This window comes from Streptomyces actinomycinicus (assembly GCF_016741775.1).
Taxonomy (GTDB): Bacteria; Actinomycetota; Actinomycetes; order Streptomycetales; family Streptomycetaceae; genus Streptomyces; species Streptomyces actinomycinicus.
Genome location: NZ_JAERRK010000023.1, coordinates 21,155 through 38,802 on the forward strand (window position 1 = coordinate 21,155; position 17,648 = coordinate 38,802).

Sequence of the window (17,648 nt, forward strand, 5' to 3'; positions counted from 1 at the left end):
GATGTGGTCCTCGTCTGCCTTTTCAGCGGCTTGGGTGGAGGAGGCCGAGTACACGCCGGCCGAGTGCGGCGAGGTTCGGCGATCCGGCGAGTTCCATGGTGGTCAGTTCGCAGCCGAGCCGTTGCTGCAGCAGGGTGGCGAGTTCGGCGGCCAGCAGGGAGTCCACGCCCAGCTGGTCCAGGCGCCGGGTCCGGTCGACGCGGTCGGGGGTGGTCTGCAGGACGTGGGCGAGGAGGTCGGCCAGGACGTCCTCGACGAGTACGGTCGCCTCGTCGGGCGCGGCCTGCTCCAGCACCTGGCGCAGCCGCTCCGCCCCGTCGGTGTGCTCGGCCGGGGGCAGCAGTTCGGCCGTACGGGGTGCGGTGAGGATGTGCAGGAAGCGCTGCATTCTTCCCCAGTTGAGGTGTCCCACGGTGACCGCGGTGGCGTCGGGGTCCGCGAGGAGCCGCTCGAGGGCGGCGAGCGCGTCGGCGGTGGCGAGTCCTTCGATGCCCAGTGCTGTCAACTCGTCGTTGCGTTCGGTGCGATGCACGTAGCCGTTGTCGGCGATCACGCCCCACTGCACGGCGAGGGCGGGCAGCCCGGCCCGGCGCCGGTCGTGTACGAGGGCTTCGAGGGCGAGGTTGGCGGCCACGTACGACGACTGCGCCAGATTGCCGACCACGGCGGCGGCCGAGCTGTAGACGACGAAGAAGTCGAGTGCGCGGTCGCGGGTCAGCTCGTCCAGCACGTGCCCGGCCGTCATCTTGGGAGCCAGAACGGTGCGTACCCGGTCGTCGTCCAGTTCTTGTAGTGGAGCGTCGTCGAGGACCATCGCGGCGTGGATGACTCCGGCGAGGCGCCGCCCTTCGGCATCGAGGTCGTGGATGATGCGGCGCATGGCGTCCGGGTCGGCCGCGTCGGCGGCATACGCGTCGACTCGCACGCCGAGCGTGGTGAGGTCGGAGAGCAGTTCGGCGGCGCCGGGCGTGTGTGCGCCGCGACGGCCGATCAGGGTCAGATGACGGGCCCCGCGGGCGGCCAGGTGGCGGGCGGTGGCGGCGCCGAAGCCGCCCAGCCCCCCGGTGATCAGGTATCCGGCGTCGGGGTCCAGGGCAAGGGGAACGGTCGCGGGGCTGATGGGCACGGGTTCGGCGGCGTCGAAGGTGACGACGACCTTCCCGACGTGCCGGGAGTGCTGCATGGCGACGAACGCCTCGCGGATCCGGGTGGCCGGGTAGACGCGATGGGGCAGCGGGCGGTAGGCGCCCGAGTGGACGGCCCGGGTGATCGCCGCAAGATGAGCGTCGGCCAGTGGGGAGGTGTCGGTGAGCAGGGCGGCGACGTCCACCCCGTGGAAGGAGAGGTTGTCCCGGAAGGGCGCCAGAGCGAGGGAGTTGTCGGCGAGGAAGTCACGCTTGCCCAGTTCCACGAACCGGCCGTGAGGTGCCAGGACGCGGAGGCTGCGTGCCATGGCGTCGCCCGCCAGGGAGTTGAGGACGACGTCCACGCCGCGGCCCTGGGTGATCGTGTCGACCTCGTCGGCGAAGCGCAGGGTGCGCGAGTCGAGGACGTGCCCGATGCCGAGCAGCCGCAGCAGGTCGCGCTTGGCGGGGCTGCCGGCGGTGGCGATGACCTGCGCGCCGACGTGCTGGGCGTACTGCAGGGCGGCGAGGCCCACGCCGCCTGCCGCGCCGTGCACGAGTACTGTTTCGCCGGGCTGCAGGCGGGCCAGGTGGGCCAGGGCATGCTGCACGGTCAGGAAGACGGTCGGGAGCGTGGCGGCCTCGGTGAAGTCCATGCCTTCCGGGAGCGGAATCACCCGGTCTGCGCGGGTCTGGGCGTGTGAGCCGTAGCAGCCGATGGCCAGGCAAGCGACCCTGTCGCCGACGCTGAGGTGTTCGACGCCGGCGCCGACGGCGGCGACCGTGCCCGCGCACTCCAGACCGATCGGTTCCGCGTCGAGTCCGCACGGCGCCACGGGCGGCGGCACGAGGCCGGTCGCGGTCATGATGTCGCGGTAGTTGAGCGCGGTGGCCGCGACCTCGACCACGATCTCACCCGCTGCCGGTTGCGGCATGCGGGCCGGACGCCAGCCCAGCCGGTAGCGCAGACCGGGCTCGTCCAGCGTCAGGGTGTAGGGGACGGCAGTGCCTGACACCCCTGCCGCCGCAGCGGGCGCCGGATCCGACGTGTACGGGCGCAGCCGCGTCACGAACCGCCCGCGGCGGGTCAGCAGCACCTCGTCGTCGGCTGGGCGGGCCGTCAGCTCCTCGGCGAGCCTCTCCTCCGCGCCGGCTGCCAGGGCGAGGCGCCGGACGGTCAGCCGCGGTTGCTCGTTGGCCAGACTGCGGGCCGCTCCCCATACGGCCGCGGCGGCGGACGGCGGGATGTCCTGGGCTCCGCACACCACGAGCCACACGGTGACCGCGCGGTCCTCGGGCAGCTGCCGGGTGGCGGTCGCCATGGCGCGCAGCACGGCCAGGTCGCGGACGGCAGTCTCCGTGGCGCAAGCCGCGCCAACACTGCTCCGCTCGGCCAGCAGGACCACGTCGTCGGTGCCCGCGAGGAGTTCGGACCATCGCTGCGGCGACTCACTCGCGGGCTGCGCATCGACATCCAGAACCCTGGCGGCTGCCGGCGCGAGCGGCCCGCCGGTCAGGTCGGCCACCACGGGCGGACGTACGAAACGCGGATCAGGAGCCACGGCCGTCGGCCCGGGGCGCGGAGCCCGGGTGGTGAGGATGACGGAGTGGTGGTCGTACGCGGGCTGTGTGGCATCGCCGGGTTGCACGGTGCCGGTGAATCCGCACTCTTCCAGCAACCCGGGCCATTGCTCGCGTACCAGCAGCGGTCCGTTCGGACGCAGAGCGGTGTCCTCGGCGCTCCAGAAGGAGTCCAGCAGCCCGAACACCGGTGTGAGCGAGGCCGGGTCGTGGCTCTCCAGCGCGAGCAGCTGTCCGCCGTCGGCCAGCAGGTCGCCGATCCGGTGCAGGGTGCGTCGCAGATCCCGCGTGGCGTGCAGCACGTTGGCGGCGATGACGAGGTCGTACGAGGCAGGGGTGAAGCCTTGGGCGCCCGGGTCGGCGTCGAGGTCGAGGCAGCGGTAGTGGACGAAGTCATGCTCGGCGAAACGGTCCTGGGCCGCAGGGAAGAAGGCCGAGGACACGTCGGTGTAGGTGTAGTGGGTGCGCTCTGGCGGCAGATACGGCAGGAGCGCCGCCGTCAGTCCGCCGGTTCCGGCGCCGACCTCCAGCACGCGCAGTGGCCGGCTCTTGGGCCAGGCCGCGACAGCCGCCTGAAGCAGGAGGCGGGCGGTGCGGTACTGGTGGTGCATCACGGGCGTGCTGTCGTAGAAGCGTGCGGCCAGGGCGTCCCGCTCGGCGAACAGCAGCGCGAGAGGATCGGTCCGCCCGCGCAGCACGTCCGCCAGATGCAGCCCGCAGACGCCGTAGGTCAGCGCCGCGGTGGCCTCGGCAGGGAAGGCCAGGAGCGCTTCCCGGAAGACCCGGTGCGGCTGTGGTTCCTCGGCCAGGTGCCACCGGCCGCCCTCGCAGGCAGTGAAGACGCCCTGACCTACGGCGTTCTCGAACAGGGTGGTCAGCAGCTTGCGATGCCGGGGCTGCACACCGGCCGCGAACAGGTCGCCCAGGGTGAACTCGTCAGCCTCTGACAGGAGTTCGCGTACGGCTGCTGCGGTCAGATGTGCGTTCAGGTGCAGGCCCCGGGCGCGGGCGCTGTCGTACGGGTGGGCCCGCCATTTCCGGACCGCCTGCGACAGTTCCGCTGCGCAGGCGGCGAGGGTGACTGCGGGCGCGGGCCAGGGCGAGGTGGCGGCGGGCGTGGGCAGGGGGGCGGCGCGCAGGACCTCTGCGAGCTGCTGGGGCGCGCGTGCGCGCGCCGCGTCGAAGCGGCGCAGCCGGCACCCGAGCGCTTCCAGGGCCACGGTGCCGTCGTCGGCCATGACGGTCATGTCCCAGACCGCCTCGCGTGCGGTGCGGGCACGCAGGCGCACATGGACCAGCCCGGTTCGGGGCAGCGGCTTCCAGGAGCGCACGGTGCCGATGCCGGCGGGCAGGTAGGCGGCCGGTGCGCCGTCACGGTCGGCGCAGCGGTCGGTGACCGCAGCGAGCAGTGGCAGGCCCGCCTGGAGCGCGCCGTCGAGGAGGGTCGGGTGGGCAAGGGGAGCGTCGGCGAGGTCGACGGTGGCGGCGTAGGAGGCGAGCACCTCACGGCCGTCACCGGCATCGGTCCGCAGCCCGGTCAGGGTACGGAACGCGGGACCGTAGGGCAGGCCCGCGCGGGCGCAGACTGCATAGTGGTCGGCTGCGCTCATCTCGCGGGGCAGACGAGCGCGCAGCGCCTGCGGGTCGGCGCCGGGCGGGCATGCCCGCAGCAGCTCTCGCACCCTGCCACGGGCGTGCTCGATCCACGTACCACCACGGTCGTCACGGCTGGAGACGGTGAAGGCGCCGTCACGCTCCAGTGCGGTGTGGACGGACACGGTTCGGTCCTCGTCGTCGCCCGGCAGGCTCAGCGCACGGCTGATCGAGATGTCGTGCGCCTCGACGGGTGCGCCGTGTACGGCTTGCCCAAGGGCCAGGGCCATGTCCACGTAGCCGGCCGCCGGTACCACGACCGTCTCGCCGACCAGGTGGTCGGCAAGCCAGCCCCGCGCGCCGGAGGAGAGCTCCTGCTGCCAGGCGGGTCGAGCCCCGGGCAGACGTGCGCCAAGCAGGGCGTGGGGCGGCTCCGTCGGCTCGCCGTCCTCCTCGGTCGGCGTCTCCAGCCACCATCCGGGAGCGCCGTTCCAGTGCCGTTCGCGCTGCCATGGGTAGGCGGGCAGGTCGACCACCCGTCCGCGACGCGGGAAGTGAATGCTCCAGTCGGTGTCGGCTCCACACGCCAGCAGCTGTGCGACGGCGGAGGCGAGCGCGCCGGGGCCTGAGGCAGTGCGCGTGAGTGTGGCAATCACGGCGACGGGTCGTCCGGCATCCGTCGTGACACGCCGCAGATACGCGCCGAGCACCGGGTGCGGGCCGATCTCCACCAGGACGTCACAGCCCGCCTCGCCGACGAGGGTGTCCACCGCCTTCTCGAACCGCACCGGTTCACGGACGTTGCGCCACCAGTAGTCGGCGTCGAGGGCCGCGTCACCGTGGAGCCGCCCGGTGACCGTGGAGACCAGGGGAATGCGGGCGGGTCGCGTCGGCAGTCCGGACAGCGTGGCTGCGAGGGGTCCGCGCAACTCGTCCATGGCCGGGCTGTGAAAGGCGTAGTCCAGCCCGAGGTCACGGAAGAACACATTGCGCACGCCGAGTTCGACGCCGAGTTCGGCGAGCGCTTCGGCGTCCCCGGCGACGGTCACGTCACGGGCGCTGTTGATCCCGGCGACGACCAGCCGCTTCGCCCGACCGATTGCGAAGATCAGCTTCTCGGCGTCCGAGGAGCTGAGCCCGACGGCCGCCATTCTCCCGCACCCAGCGGTCGCGCCCTGGGCCCGGCTGCGCGCGGCGATCACCCGGCAGGCGGCCGCACGGTCAAGGGCTCCCGCGCAGTAGGCGGCCGCGACCTCGCCCACGCTGTGCCCGCACACCGCATCAGGCGCGAACCCGCGTGCCGTGAGAGCCGCGGCCAATCCGGCCTGCAGGGCGAACAGCAGCGGCTGGGCGATCTCGGTGCGCTGCCACACCTCTCGCCCGCGGGGTGCGGCCATCTCTTCCCTGACCGACCACCCGAGCAATGGTCGCAAGGCCACATCGATCGCATCCACCTCAGCGGTGAATGGGGCGTCGACATCCAGCAGTTCCGCTCCCATACCGGCCCACTGGGAGCCGTTGCCACTGAAGACGAATCCGATACGGCCACGCTCCACACCGACCCCACGGGCTGCGCCCGGCGCGGGCTCACCTCGTGCCACCCGCCGCAAGGACCGAGCCGCCGCCGACGGATCGTCAGCCAGCAACGCGACGCGATGCTCGTACCGGGCCTGACGACGGCACGCCGTGTAGGCCGTGTCGTAGAAAACGTCTGGAGCCAGCTCCTCCAGGCGCTCGGCCCAATGGCCGGCGGCGGCCTCCAGCGCCTGGGGTGTACGGGCGGACACCACCAGCGGGAGCGGGCCGCGGCGGTCGGAACGCGAACGGTCGTACGGAAGGCCGTCGGCGCTGTGAGAGCCGGACCGGTTGCGCGGCTCCGGGGCGGAGGTGAGTACCACGTGAGCGTTGGCCCCGCCGAACCCGAAAGAGTTCACCCCGACCACGAGGGGATTCCCCGGAAGGTCACGGGGTTCGGCCACCGGATCCAGACCGAGCCCCGCAAAGTCGATCCGCGAACTCAGGGGAGCCGTGTGCAGCGTCGCGGGGATCCGCCGCTCCCTCAGCACCAGCAGCGCCTTGAGCAGGCCGGGCACGCCGGCCGCCGCTTCCAGGTGCCCCAGGTTCGACTTCACCGATCCGATCGGCAGCGGCGCACCTGGCGTGCGGCGCCGCCCGAGCGCCTCCCCCAGTGCTGCGCACTCCACCGGATCGCCGGCCTGTGTACCGGTGCCGTGCGCCTCGATGTACGCCACCTCGGCCGCACCGATGCCCGCCTCTGCGTACACCAGGTCCAGCAGAGCGGCCTGGCTGCGCGCGCTCGGCAGCGCCAGCCCGACTGTACGGCCGTCCGCGTTGACACCGCTGCCACGGATCACCCCGTGGATCCGGTCACCGTCCGCCAGCGCCGCCGTCAGCGGCTTGAACACGAGCACACCGGCACCCTCGGAGCGCACGAAACCGTCCGCGTGCTCGGAGAACACGTGGCACCGCCCGGTGGGCGAGAGCATCGACGCCTGTGCGAACCCGACGCTCTCCCACGGGTTGAGCAGCACATTGACGCCGCCCGTGAGCGCGAGCGCACTACGCCCGGACCGTACCTCCTCGCACGCCTGGTGCACGGCGGTCAGCGTCGACGAGCACGCCGTGTCCACCGCGAACGAAGCGCCGCGCAGGTCGAAGAAGTACGACACCCGGTTCGCCGTGTTGCAGGACGCCATGCCACTCATGGAATAGGCGTTGGTCGTGCGTGGCCGCCGCTGCTGCAGATCGCCGTAGCCGTGGGACGAGACCCCCACGATCACCGCCGTATCGCTGCCGGCCAGCGCCGACGGGTCGATGCCCGCATCACCGAACGCCTCGACGGCACACTCCAGAATCAGCCGCTGTTGCGGGTCCATCACGGATGCCTCCTTCGGCGAGATGCCGAAGAACTCCGCGTCGAAAGCGGCCACGTCGTCCAGGAAACCGCCCGCGGACGTGTACATGCGGCCGGGGCGCGGACGTTTGCCGGCCGACACGAACCGCGCCACGTCGAACCGGTCGCCCGGCACCTCGCCGACCAGGTCCCGGCCCTCCGCCAGCGCCGCCCACAACCCGTCCAGTGACCGGATCCCTCCGGGTAGCCGGACCCCCGTCCCCACCACCGCGACGTCTCCGCCACGGGCCTCTGCGTGCCCGAGCGGGGCAGGGCCGCTTAGGGCCACGGCGTCTGCTGCGGAAACACCGGACATCGGGTGAGCGTGATCATTCGCCTGGGTCACGCCCCGGACAACTCGCCGCGCCCATGTGGGGTTACGGCCGTCGACGAGTAGTGGGACAACACGTTGAGGCGTTGCGGGCCGAGCGGTGGTGCGGTGCTGCGCTGGGCGCAATCACACCCCTGGCCGGACAGATCTCCGCAGACTTCTGCGGGCCTCACCGGCTGGCGGCGACAAGCGGTCGAGCGGAGACATCTCGCGGCGCACGAGCTGATCGTCACCGCCACGGCAACCCGCTCGCCGTGGCACTCACCGGCGGAACCGACACGGCATCACCCAGCTCCTGCCACCGCTGGACGCAGTCCCACTGACCTGCGAACTCCCGGACGCCCCCGCCGCGAACCCCCAAAGCCTGTACGCCGCCCCCAGCGGGCCGCCCGGCCCATCCCGCCCGCCCGCCGGGACACCGCACCTCGAGACCGGCGGAGTTCGCCCGCACGCGGGACGCCCGCGGGTGCCGCTGTTCGCAGGGGCTACCTTCCCTTGCGGCTGCGTACCAGCGCGACGAGGGCGATCACCACGATGGTGACCAGGAGCCAGACGCCGACGCGTTCACGCCCGCGCCTTCCAAAACCCCGGCAGCGTCCTGGGCGGCTTCGAACCAGACGGGTTCCGTGACCGCTGCGGGTGAACGGTCGAGCAGCAGCTTGCTCTCGAAGGGGCTGAGACCGGTGACCGTCCGGATCACACGCACCGCATTCGTCTTCCGGTCACCCGCCTCCACCAGCAGGACACTGAACCCTGGTTCTTCCATGCCCTCTCCCCCGGGCCTCCCACAGGCAGGCAGCGCCCCCTTGCTGCCGGACACTTCATCCGGGGTCTCGCCTACGACCCCGGAGCCGCCTTTGCCTGGCCTGCTCGGCTACTGCCTCCGGCAACTGCTGGACCCGCCTCGCCTCCGCGCCAAACGTACGCACTGAGCAGAGGCACCGCACGATCGTCCGCGAGTTGCGGAACCGTGTGCTTTGGCTCCGTGCCGGTGCCCGAGCCGGCGTCCCCTGCCGTGCCCGTGACGCCCCTGTCATGCCGGCTGTCACGCGCCGTCCAGCCAAGCGACAGCGGGCGCGTGAATGTTTCCTCTGGGCGCGCTCTCCAGTGTGTTCAGGGCTTCAGACACCAGCGCCAGTGCGCGCTGATCTGCCAGTTGCCGAGGCTGTGGTCAGTGGCCGCCGCTCGGGGGCTCGCAGTCGGTGCCGTCGGGGTAGCCGCCGAAGGCGTTCGCCTTGGTGGAGTCACCGCTCATCGTTCCCTCCACACACCAGGGAGAGGCGTCGATGTCGATGAGGAAGCCGACCCCGGCGGACCCGTCTTGGTACGTCTGCACCTTCTCGGCTGAGTAGCCGAGACTGGTGAGCGCGTTGCGGACGTCGTCCGGGGCGAAGTCCCCGCGTCGGCGCAGCGGTTCGAGTGTGCGCTTGACGCGTGCGACGGTGGCGAGTCCGTCGCAGCGGCTCTGGCCATGGAGCTGGATGGGATCTTTGAAGCCGTGGTTCTCGGCGTAGTGGTCGGTCGGCGGCACGGTTGAGGCGGGGGAAGCGGCGGTCGTGGGTGCCGTCGCCTCGGGGCTCTCGCCGGGGCAGGCAAAGTCCGCTGGTGTACTCGGTGTCGATATGCCGGTCGGCGTGGGATGCGAACGCCGGTATGCGTCGGCGGGGTCCTCTGCTCCCTGCGTTCCGCACCCTGTTGCCAACAGAACCGTCACCGCCAACGGCAGCATCGCGAGTCGGGTTCTCGTCGTCCTGAGCGTCGTCATCCCTCGATCCTGCCCCACAGCTAGGTGGGGATCATGAGTACTTGTACTCAGGGGACCGCAACACCCAAGGTCAGTCTTTGATGACGCACGATCAATCCAGGGCGCTCGGTGCACAGGTCACTCAGGCTCCCTCCCGGACCGGCCGCGGGCGCGGCGGTGTTCGTCGGCCCACCCGGTGGGCGATCGACCATCCTGTCCACGACCTGTTCCACGGGCTTGCCGCGGCAGAAATGGAAGCGCCGTTGCTGCGGTGCGGGGCTCACGGCCTGCGGATCTACGACTGGGCCCGGGTCGAGGTGTGGCCCTCGCATCGGCCCGACCGCCGCCACCGGGTCACCGCCCGCCGCAGCGTCGCCCGCCCGCAGGAGATCTCCTACTACATCGCCTGCTGCCCTACCGGGACCACGCTTGACGCGCTGATCCGCATCGCGGGCAGCCGATGGGCCATCGAGGAGTGCTTCCAGAGCGCCAAGCAAGAGTGTGGCCTGGACGACGCGCCGCTATCCCAGCTGGCACCGCCACATCAGCCACGGCATGTACCGTTGCAGTGCTAGAGGTGCGATGCGAGGCACTCGCGGTCTGCCACCCGCAAGACACCACAGCATCATCGACGGTGAAACCAGAAGCTCACTGGGGCGACACTGCCGGTCTTCCGTTCTAGCCAGCAATAGGGCATCAATCGGAAATCGTTCTCCGAACTGCGGTCAGAGCCAGATTCAGATACCGCCAGCACCGGCTGACCGTCTGCAGAAGGCGGATCGCGCCGTCCCGCCTCGGCGTGCGGTAGGGAGCACCCGCTGCCTGTGGCACCGGGCCAGGAGCCCTGTAGTCGACAACTCTGCTCGTGCGCAGGTGACAGGAGGAGCTGGGCCATGCCTCAGCAGAGGCCGCCCGATACAGGCCAGCTTCAGCGCTGGTGGGTGGTCATGCCCACTCCAAAAGCCCTTTGATCAGTACGGAGCAGCCACCGGCCATGGCCAGGGCGAAGACGAGCCGGCGGACCCCCCGTTCTCGGACTCTTGGTGCAAGTGCCCTGCCGATGAGGGCGCCTGCTGCCATGGCCGCCACTGTCACCCCCCAGGCTGACCCGCTCAACCGTGGTACGCCGTTGACGGCTACTGAGAAGATGTTCACCGCGAGGCCGTAGAACTGCGCGTTCGGCACGAAATCGTAGATGGGCCACCCTGCATTCAAGGCGTACAGGGAGTACGGCGGCCCGCCGACTCCGGCGGCGGAGTTCATGAATCCACCCACGGCGCCCGCAGTCACGGCGCCCTTCGTTCCGGTCAGGGCTGGTAGGCGCGTGCCCCCATCACGAGAGCTACGGCAAGTGTCACAAGAGTCCCGATGCTGGCCAGGAGTACCGGCTCGGGAACTCGGGCGGCCGCCCATGAGCCCGCAGGCACTGTGCATGCCGCAGCGATGACCAAGGGAAGCATGGCGCCGATCCGTACACGTCGCCAACTCGCGGCGAGTCCGATGACGCTGATGACCCCTGCGGCACAATTCGCGAGCACGACCCCCTGCGCCGGCCCGAGCATCAGAGCGAGCACGGGGACCGCGATGAGAGCGAAGCCCATACCTGTGAGCCACTGCATCGAAGCAGCCAGCATGACTGTGGCGCCCAGCAGTAGCTCAGGCGCTCCTATGCTCACCATCGGCACGCTCCTGTCGTCACCCCGATGATCGGGGCATCCTCATAACACGTTGGCCCCGGAGGCAATGGCCTGGCAGGCAAGCCCCATCGCTACCGGAGCCGGTCGATTGCGGTGTCCACAACGGCGAGAGATCGCGGAAAGGCCCCTAACGTGATGTCTGGCCGACCGGCCGCGCCGCAGTTCTGGTAGTAGTTCCGCGTCGGGGACCAGCGGGACAGCCGCCAGCGCCGAGGAGCCGCCGACTCAGGGCCTCGAAGGCCCCTTGATCGCCTCAGGGTGGGACGTCAGCGCAGCGCGCATGAGGCGGCGGGCGCGGGCCGCGGCGCGCTCGTCGCCGAGGAGTTGTATTTCTTGATTGGCTGCCATGGCGACGCCCGTGAGGGTGGACACGAGGTCCTCGGGGTCGAGGTCCGCGGCGAGGTCGCCGGCGTCCTGTGCAGCAGTGATCTGTTCTGCCAGGAAGCGTCGCCAGCGGGTCACCGCGTCATACAGGCGGGCGCGCAGTTCGCCGGGCTGTCCGTCGAGTTCGCACGAGGCTGCCGTGACGAAGCAACCGTTGGGGAACGGGCTGTCGGTCAGGTAGTCGCACCAGGCGTCGATCACGGCGTGCAGGCAGGGCAGGCCCGGCCCGGTGCCGCGGCCGGGTGCCACCACCGCCTCCAGGAACATCTCCACCGCCCGGTCCATCGCGGCGAGTTGCAGTTCCGCGCGAGAACCGAAGGGGCCGACCACCCCTGCCTTGCTCATGTCGAGCGACTCCGCCAGGGAGCCGATGGTGAGTGCGGACAGGCCCAGGCTGGATGCCTTGTTCACCGCGACGCTGACGATGCGGTCACGGGTGCGGCGGGCTTCGTCGGCCGATTTTCTCATGCTCTCAATCTTACCGAACGACCGTCTGCTATTTTGGCGAACGGTCGTACGGTAAATCTGGGAAGGGTGTCCCCATGCGTGTCCGCTGGCTTGGCTGGGCCGGAGTAGAACTCGAAGCACAGGGCGAGAGCCTGGTGATCGACCTGCTCGGGCGGCCCGAAGGTGTTCTGGAGGGCACGGAGCTCTCGGGCGTGCCATTGCCGAAGGTCGTACCGCCGCGTACGGAAGGTCATGTGCTCGCCGGCCTGTGCACCCACCTCCACCGCGACCACACCGACGCCGGCGCCTTGAGCCGTGCGCTGGCTCCCGGCGGGATGGTCATGCACCCCGAGCCCTTCGGCGGCGACGATCACGAGAACTTGTGGACGCTCAAGGCCGATGCCGAACTCACCACCCACCATCTGCCGCGGCGGTGCATGAGACTGTGGGAGAGTGCGACGGTCGGACCCTTCACCATCGCGGCCGTCCCCGCGGTGGACACCCTCGGCGACCCTCAGGTCTCGTGGGCCGTCGAAGCCGACGGCAAGCGGGTGATCCACCTGGGCGACACCATGTACCACGGTTACTGGTGGCGGGCCGCCCACCGCTACGGCCCCTTCGACGCAGTGCTCACCCCCATCAACGGGCCTACCGTCTGCTTCCCGCACTGCCAGCCGCCGAGCCCCTACCCCTCCGCGCTCGACGCCCGGCAGGCCGCCGTCGCCGCCCGCCTCCTGGGGGCGCGAGCCGCGATACCGATGCACTACGACGGCTTCCACGCCGACGGCTTCTACACCACGCAGCCCGACGAACTCGCCCGCTTCCTCGACGCAGCCACCGGCGAGCCGTACGAGGTCCTCACCCCCGGTCTGGGTGAAGAGTTGACCCTCTGACCGCCGCCTGCCCATCAGCGGCTTTACTGCCGTCCGGCCGTACCCATCGGGGCCTGCGACCCAGCCTGGCCCCGCGAGGGCCTCGTCGAGGTCCTCACGGCGAGTCGTGGGCGCGGCGAACCAGGGTGCCGCGCCGGTCCCGTCCGCGGACCCGGGGCGGCCGGCATCGGCGGCGCGATCCGGTTCCACATCGCATCAGTGCTCACTACTGACCTTCAAAGCGGGGTGTCGGCAGGCGCTGACGGCCCGTGATTCCAGTGATATGCCGGTTGCGTGCGGTGTGCGCAAGGGGCGGACTGACCGACCAGCGGCGGGGCTTCCGCGAAAAGACGCCAGCAACGGATGCTCCGCGCCGGGAGACAGCGGGTCACCCCGAGGTGCTCTCCGCCCAAGTCGGCCCGCTCAGTCACTCGGCCGCTGCGGGGCCACTTCGTCCGGTTCCAGGCTTCTCAAACCAGGCCATCGCTCGGACCGTTGCTTCGCGTCGGGCTCTTGCTGCCGTGAGTGAGGCTCTTGACCCTCACGTGACGTCAGGCTGCATAGTCGGTGCCGTGGAGGATCACTGGACCGTGGGACGCGTGGCCGAGCTGGCTGGCGTAAGCGTCCGCACGCTGCATCACTATGACGACATCAGGCTCGTTCGGCCGTCGGCGCGGACCGCGGCCGGGTACCGGGCCTATTCGGCGGACGACGTGGAGCGGCTGCGGGAGGTGCTGGCCTATCGGCGGCTGGGCTTCGGGCTGCGGGAGGTTGCCGAACTGGTCGGGGACCCGTCCACCGACGCGGTCGCGCACCTGCGCCGGCTGCGCGGCCTCCTGCTCGAGCGGCGTGATCGCACTGACGCCATGGTGGCGGCCATCGACAGGGAACTTGAGGCACGGGCGAAGGGACTGACGGTGACGCCGGAGGAGCAACTGGAGATGCTCGGTGCACGGCTGTACGACGCGATCGGCGGCGCTTACACCGCGACACGGTGTACCGACCCGCGGATCGCCGCGCAGATCTGGGACGCGCTCGGCGACGCGCAGACGGTGCTGAACGTCGGGGCCGGCACCGGCTCCTACGAGCCTGCGGATCGCGACGTGACGGCGGTGGAGCCATCGGCGGTCATGCGGGGGCAGCGGCCTGCCGGCTCGGCGCCGTGCGTGGCCGCCGCCGCGGAGAGCCTGCCGTTCGAGGACCAGTCCTTCGACGTGGCGATGGCCGTCTCCACTGTTCACCACTGGGGGGACCCGATAGCGGGGCTGCGCGAGATGGGGCGTGTGGCCCGCCGCGTGGTGGTGCTCACGTTCGACACCGACGAGCCGGGATGGCAGGACCGGTTCTGGCTCACCCGCGACTACCTGCCCGAGTTCGCCACCGTCCTCGCGGAATTTCCCTCGCTCGCTGGGATGGCCGACGCGATCGGAGCCCGCACCGAGCCGGTGCCCATCCCGTGGGACTGCGCCGACGGCCTGTTCGAGGCGTACTGGCGTCGGCCGGGGGCGTATCTGGAGGATCACGTGCGCCGTGCGATGTCGGTGTGGACGAGGGTCGGTCCGGAGGCCGAGCAGCGGGCGGTGCGAAGCCTCAGCGACGACCTCGACTCCGGCCGGTGGACCGAGCGCAACAGCGACCTCGCCGACCTCGACGCGGCAGACCTCGGCCTCCGCCTGCTCATAGCTTGACCCGCGTCCCATGTTCAACGGCGTGGCGGTTGCTGGGCAGCCCGCTGGTGCCTGACCCGGCCGGCCCGGCAGATCTGTCCAGCGGCTCGCGCTCCGCCGGACGCTACTCGGTGCGCAGCGCCGTGGCCGTACGGGCCTTGGCCGCCCAGCCGGCCGGAACCAGCGCGCCCAACATCGCGATCACGGCCCCGCCCAGCCCCAGCAGGACCAGTTGAGCAGGGCCGTACACATCGAGGACCGACGACGGCATACCGGTGCCTACGGCACGCCCCATCTCCGGCATGACAACGTGGTGCAGCGCGTACCCCGCCGGTACGCCGATCAGCCCTCCGATCACCCCGATCGTGGTCACCGAGGCGAGCACGAGGCTCATGGTCTGCCCCGGCGACATGCCGATCGCCTTGCAGACGCCCAGCTCGTGGACACGTTCCCGGGTGTCCAGGATGACGGAGTTGAGTACGCCGAGGCCGGCCACGGACACCAGCATGAGGGTGAGCAGCACCGCCATCGCATCCATGACGAGGATGACGCCCTTCTGCTCCGACGGGGCGTTGGTCGCAGCGTCGCCGCCCAGCGGCTGCACGACCGCGGCGAGCTTCCGGGCATACTCGTCGGCGGAGACACCGGGCTTCACCTCGACGAGGAAGGTACTGGGCTCGGCCGACCGGAAGTTGGCCATGTCCGCGTGGATCTCCAGCTCGTTGCCCGAGGTGTCGAAGGACTCGCCCACGATCCGCAGGTTCGCACTCTCCTTCTCGTAGGTCACCCGCACCGTGTCACCGATCTTGGTGCTCGTCCTTTCCAGGAAGCGCGTGGGAACGACGACCTGCCCCTTTCCGGTGATCCAGTGCCCGGAGAGCATCTCGTAACTGCCGGAGCGCGAATCGCCCTCGTAGAGGCTGGCCCGAACCGATCCGGAGATCCCGGCCACGGCGACCTCGCCCTGGGCCTTGCCGTAGTACGATCCCGTGCCCGCCTGCGACGTGATGGCAGACCGCACCGTCGCCGGTGCGGCGACCTTGGGTCTGGACGGGCTTGCCACGCCGCCACCCGCGGGAGACGGGCTTGCCGCGCCGCCCTCTGCAGGAGGAGGCGAAGGGGGAGCGATGTTGTTCAGCTTGGTTGTCGTGACCGTGACCGCGGCACGGCTGTCGGTGTCCTGGGAGGCGCCGACCTCGCTCAGGGACGAGGTCAGCCCCACCGCGAAGGTCGTCGCGACCGTTCCGAACGCCACCGCGAGCAGCATGGCGAGGGTACGGACCGGATGCGTGAAGGGGGTGGCGAGCCCGTAGGTCACCGGTCGTGGCAGCGGCAGCTGCCCGATCGCCCGGTGGGCCCACTGGCCGCGCCCCGTGCGCGGCGACCGGCCGACCGCGATGGCCTCGACCGTACGCAGCCTTCCGGCCCGTAGTGCGGGAAGCAGCGCGGCGAGCCCCACGACGACCAGGGTGGTGGCCGGCACCGCGACGTCCACCCACCAGGCCGTCGAGAGCGAGACGGTGCCGTACATCTCCTGGGTGTCGCCCAGCAGCGGCACTGCCAGGAGGTTTCCCAGGACGACCCCCGCGGCGATGCCTGCGCCGGCCGGAATCAGTGCCTGGGCCACGTAGGCGCGTACGACCTCGCGTGGGGTGAAGCCGATGGCCTTGAGAATGCCGATTCTGCGCAGGCCGGTGCCGACCGCACCGCTGATCACACTGCTGACGATGATCACTGACATCACGATGCCGAGCACACCGAAAGCCATCACGAACGGGACGGTCGCCGCCGCACCCTGATCAGCGGCGCGCTTGGTGTCCAGCCAGGACTGGGTACCCAGCAGCGCCCCGGACCCCACGGAGGCGGCGAGCTTCTTCCGGTCGGCGATGATCTGCCCCTTCGTGCTTGCGGAGTCGAAGCGGTAGAGCATCTGACTCGTGACGGGGCGGCCCTCCGACGCCAGCGCGTGGACCTGCGCGGGGGTCGCCCAGGCGTCGGCGGTCTTGCTCACCGACACGACGAAACCGACGATCGAAAGCGTCTGGGCGTTCGTGGTGCCCGGAGCCTTCAGGGTGGAGCCGATCTCGATGGCGGGCCCCTCGAACGATGCGGCGAGCACGATCTCGCCCGGCTTCCGCGGCCACCGGCCGGACTTCAGGTCAACGCGGTCCACGTCGCCGTCCGGACCGGACCGCCCGACCATGGTCAGCGTCGCATGCGGAAGCCCGTGTGATCCACCGGGCGGAACGCCGTGGAAGGGTACGGCCCCGCGCTCGCGGCAACGCCGGGCAGGTTCCCGGTCTTCGCCAGCTGCGCCGCACTCGCCTTGGCAGGATCGAACTGCGCGGTGATGTGCGAGCCCTGCTGCTTCTTGAAGGCCTTGTCGAAGGGCGCGGCCGCGGCGACCATCAGCGACCCGGCGACCACGGCCGAGGCCACGGCCATCATCGTGGCCAAGGCGATCACCACTGTCTGCACCCGGCGGCGGTTGACGCCGGAACGGACGACCCGGCCCAGCGCGCCGGTACCGAACAGGCTCATCGGACGGCCTGCGCGTAAGAGTCGAGGGCGACGTGACCGTCGACCAGGTGAATGGTGCGGCTCGCGCACGCCTCCGCCAGCGTCAGGTCGTGTGTCACCAGCACGATGGTCTGTCCGGTGCGGTGCAGATCCATCAGCAGATTGCGGACGTCGTGGCCCGAGGCGGTGTCGAGCGCACCGGTGGGCTCGTCGGCGAGCAGCAGCGCGGGCCGGTTGACCAAAGCCCGGGCGACTGCGACCCGTTGGCGTTCACCTCCGGACAGTCGGCACGGGTAGGCGCGGGCATGCTTCAGGATGCCCAGCATCTCCATCAGCTCACCCGCGCGGGCCGCGGCCTTGCGCCGACTCGTCCCGGTCAGCTGGGCCGGGAGCTGGATGTTGTCGGTGACGGTGAGGTCGTCGAGGAGATTGAAGAACTGAAAGGCCACGCCGATGTGCTCGCGGCGGAACTTGGCGAGGGCGTGCTCGCTCAACTGGTCGATCCGTCGCCCGGCCACCGTCACGGCGCCATCGGTCGGCTTGTCCAGCCCGGCGACAAGGTTCAGCAACGTGGACTTGCCGCTGCCGGAAGGGCCCGTCACGGCAAGGGCCTCACCCTTGGCGACGCTGAGCGTGAGCGGTCCGAGCGCCGGCGCGCCGGCGCTGCCGTAGCGCTTCACCGCGCCCTCCAGCTCGATCACTTGATGCATACGAGGTGTCCGTCCTTCACGGTCGCGAGGCGTATGCCGTTGTCGGCCCCGCGAACGTAGAGGC

Annotated in this window: 9 protein-coding genes and 2 pseudogenes; 3 read left to right on the forward strand and 8 right to left on the reverse strand. The window is 70.6% G+C overall.

The window, feature by feature from the left end:
- Positions 1 to 22 precede the first annotated feature (22 nt).
- The 3 genes from JK359_RS31790 to JK359_RS31800 all read right to left on the reverse strand — a co-directional run bounded on the left by JK359_RS31790 (position 23) and on the right by JK359_RS31800 (position 9,074).
- A complete protein-coding gene (locus JK359_RS31790; RefSeq protein WP_307788344.1) occupies positions 23 to 7,441 on the reverse strand; it encodes an SDR family NAD(P)-dependent oxidoreductase in 7,419 nt (2,472 codons plus the stop codon).
- A gap of 628 nt (positions 7,442 to 8,069) precedes the next feature.
- Entirely contained in the window at positions 8,070 to 8,309 is a 240-nt protein-coding gene (locus tag JK359_RS31795; RefSeq protein ID WP_201842989.1) for a ribosomal protein L7/L12, read from the reverse strand.
- Between the two features lie 405 nt (positions 8,310 to 8,714).
- Positions 8,715 to 9,074, reverse strand: coding sequence for a hypothetical protein (locus tag JK359_RS31800; protein WP_201842991.1), 360 nt, complete (start codon positions 9,072 to 9,074; stop codon positions 8,715 to 8,717).
- Positions 9,075 to 9,478: 404 nt separating this feature from the next.
- On the opposite strand from JK359_RS31800, the pseudogene JK359_RS31805 reads away from it, so the two are divergent.
- Positions 9,479 to 9,845: pseudogene (locus JK359_RS31805) on the forward strand (IS701 family transposase); the annotation flags it as partial.
- Positions 9,846 to 10,232: 387 nt separating this feature from the next.
- Here JK359_RS31805 and JK359_RS31810 read toward each other — a convergent pair.
- Positions 10,233 to 10,966 (reverse strand): annotated as a pseudogene (locus JK359_RS31810) (sulfite exporter TauE/SafE family protein).
- Positions 10,967 to 11,209: 243 nt separating this feature from the next.
- On the reverse strand, positions 11,210 to 11,836 hold the full coding sequence (locus tag JK359_RS31815; protein WP_201842993.1) for a TetR/AcrR family transcriptional regulator: 627 nt from the start codon (positions 11,834 to 11,836) through the stop codon (positions 11,210 to 11,212).
- Between the two features lie 74 nt (positions 11,837 to 11,910).
- On the opposite strand from JK359_RS31815, the gene JK359_RS31820 reads away from it, so the two are divergent.
- The gene (locus JK359_RS31820; protein WP_201842995.1) at positions 11,911 to 12,708 is read left to right on the forward strand and encodes an MBL fold metallo-hydrolase; all 798 of its coding nucleotides are present in this window, start codon (positions 11,911 to 11,913) and stop codon (positions 12,706 to 12,708) included.
- A gap of 569 nt (positions 12,709 to 13,277) precedes the next feature.
- Positions 13,278 to 14,375 carry a MerR family transcriptional regulator gene (locus tag JK359_RS31825; protein WP_201843149.1) on the forward strand — a complete coding sequence of 366 codons (1,098 nt, stop codon included), beginning with the start codon at positions 13,278 to 13,280 and terminating at the stop codon, positions 14,373 to 14,375.
- 103 nt (positions 14,376 to 14,478) lie between these two features.
- On the opposite strand, the gene JK359_RS31830 is transcribed toward JK359_RS31825, so the two are convergent.
- The 3 genes from JK359_RS31830 to JK359_RS31835 are packed head-to-tail and all read right to left on the reverse strand — an operon-like array spanning position 14,479 to position 17,584.
- Positions 14,479 to 16,527, reverse strand: coding sequence for an ABC transporter permease (locus JK359_RS31830; RefSeq protein ID WP_307788345.1), 2,049 nt, complete (start codon positions 16,525 to 16,527; stop codon positions 14,479 to 14,481).
- 32 nt (positions 16,528 to 16,559) lie between these two features.
- Positions 16,560 to 16,895 carry a hypothetical protein gene (locus tag JK359_RS39435; protein ID WP_236678767.1) on the reverse strand — a complete coding sequence of 112 codons (336 nt, stop codon included), beginning with the start codon at positions 16,893 to 16,895 and terminating at the stop codon, positions 16,560 to 16,562.
- Positions 16,892 to 17,584: an ABC transporter ATP-binding protein gene (locus JK359_RS31835; protein ID WP_201842996.1), complete on the reverse strand. Its 693-nt coding sequence runs from the start codon at positions 17,582 to 17,584 to the stop codon at positions 16,892 to 16,894. Before JK359_RS31835 ends, JK359_RS39435 begins: the two co-directional genes overlap by 4 nt.
- Positions 17,585 to 17,648 lie beyond the last annotated feature (64 nt).

Excerpts from the sequence above, each read along its gene's own strand:
- JK359_RS31795 (WP_201842989.1), bottom strand. The coding sequence starts at position 8,309 with ATGGAAGAACCAGGGTTCAGTGTCCTGCTGGTGGAGGCGGGTGACCGG.
- JK359_RS31815 (WP_201842993.1), bottom strand. The coding sequence starts at position 11,836 with ATGAGAAAATCGGCCGACGAAGCCCGCCGCACCCGTGACCGCATCGTC.
- JK359_RS31820 (WP_201842995.1), top strand. The coding sequence starts at position 11,911 with ATGCGTGTCCGCTGGCTTGGCTGGGCCGGAGTAGAACTCGAAGCACAG.
- JK359_RS39435 (WP_236678767.1), bottom strand. The coding sequence starts at position 16,895 with ATGAGCCTGTTCGGTACCGGCGCGCTGGGCCGGGTCGTCCGTTCCGGC.
- JK359_RS31835 (WP_201842996.1), bottom strand. The coding sequence starts at position 17,584 with ATGCATCAAGTGATCGAGCTGGAGGGCGCGGTGAAGCGCTACGGCAGC.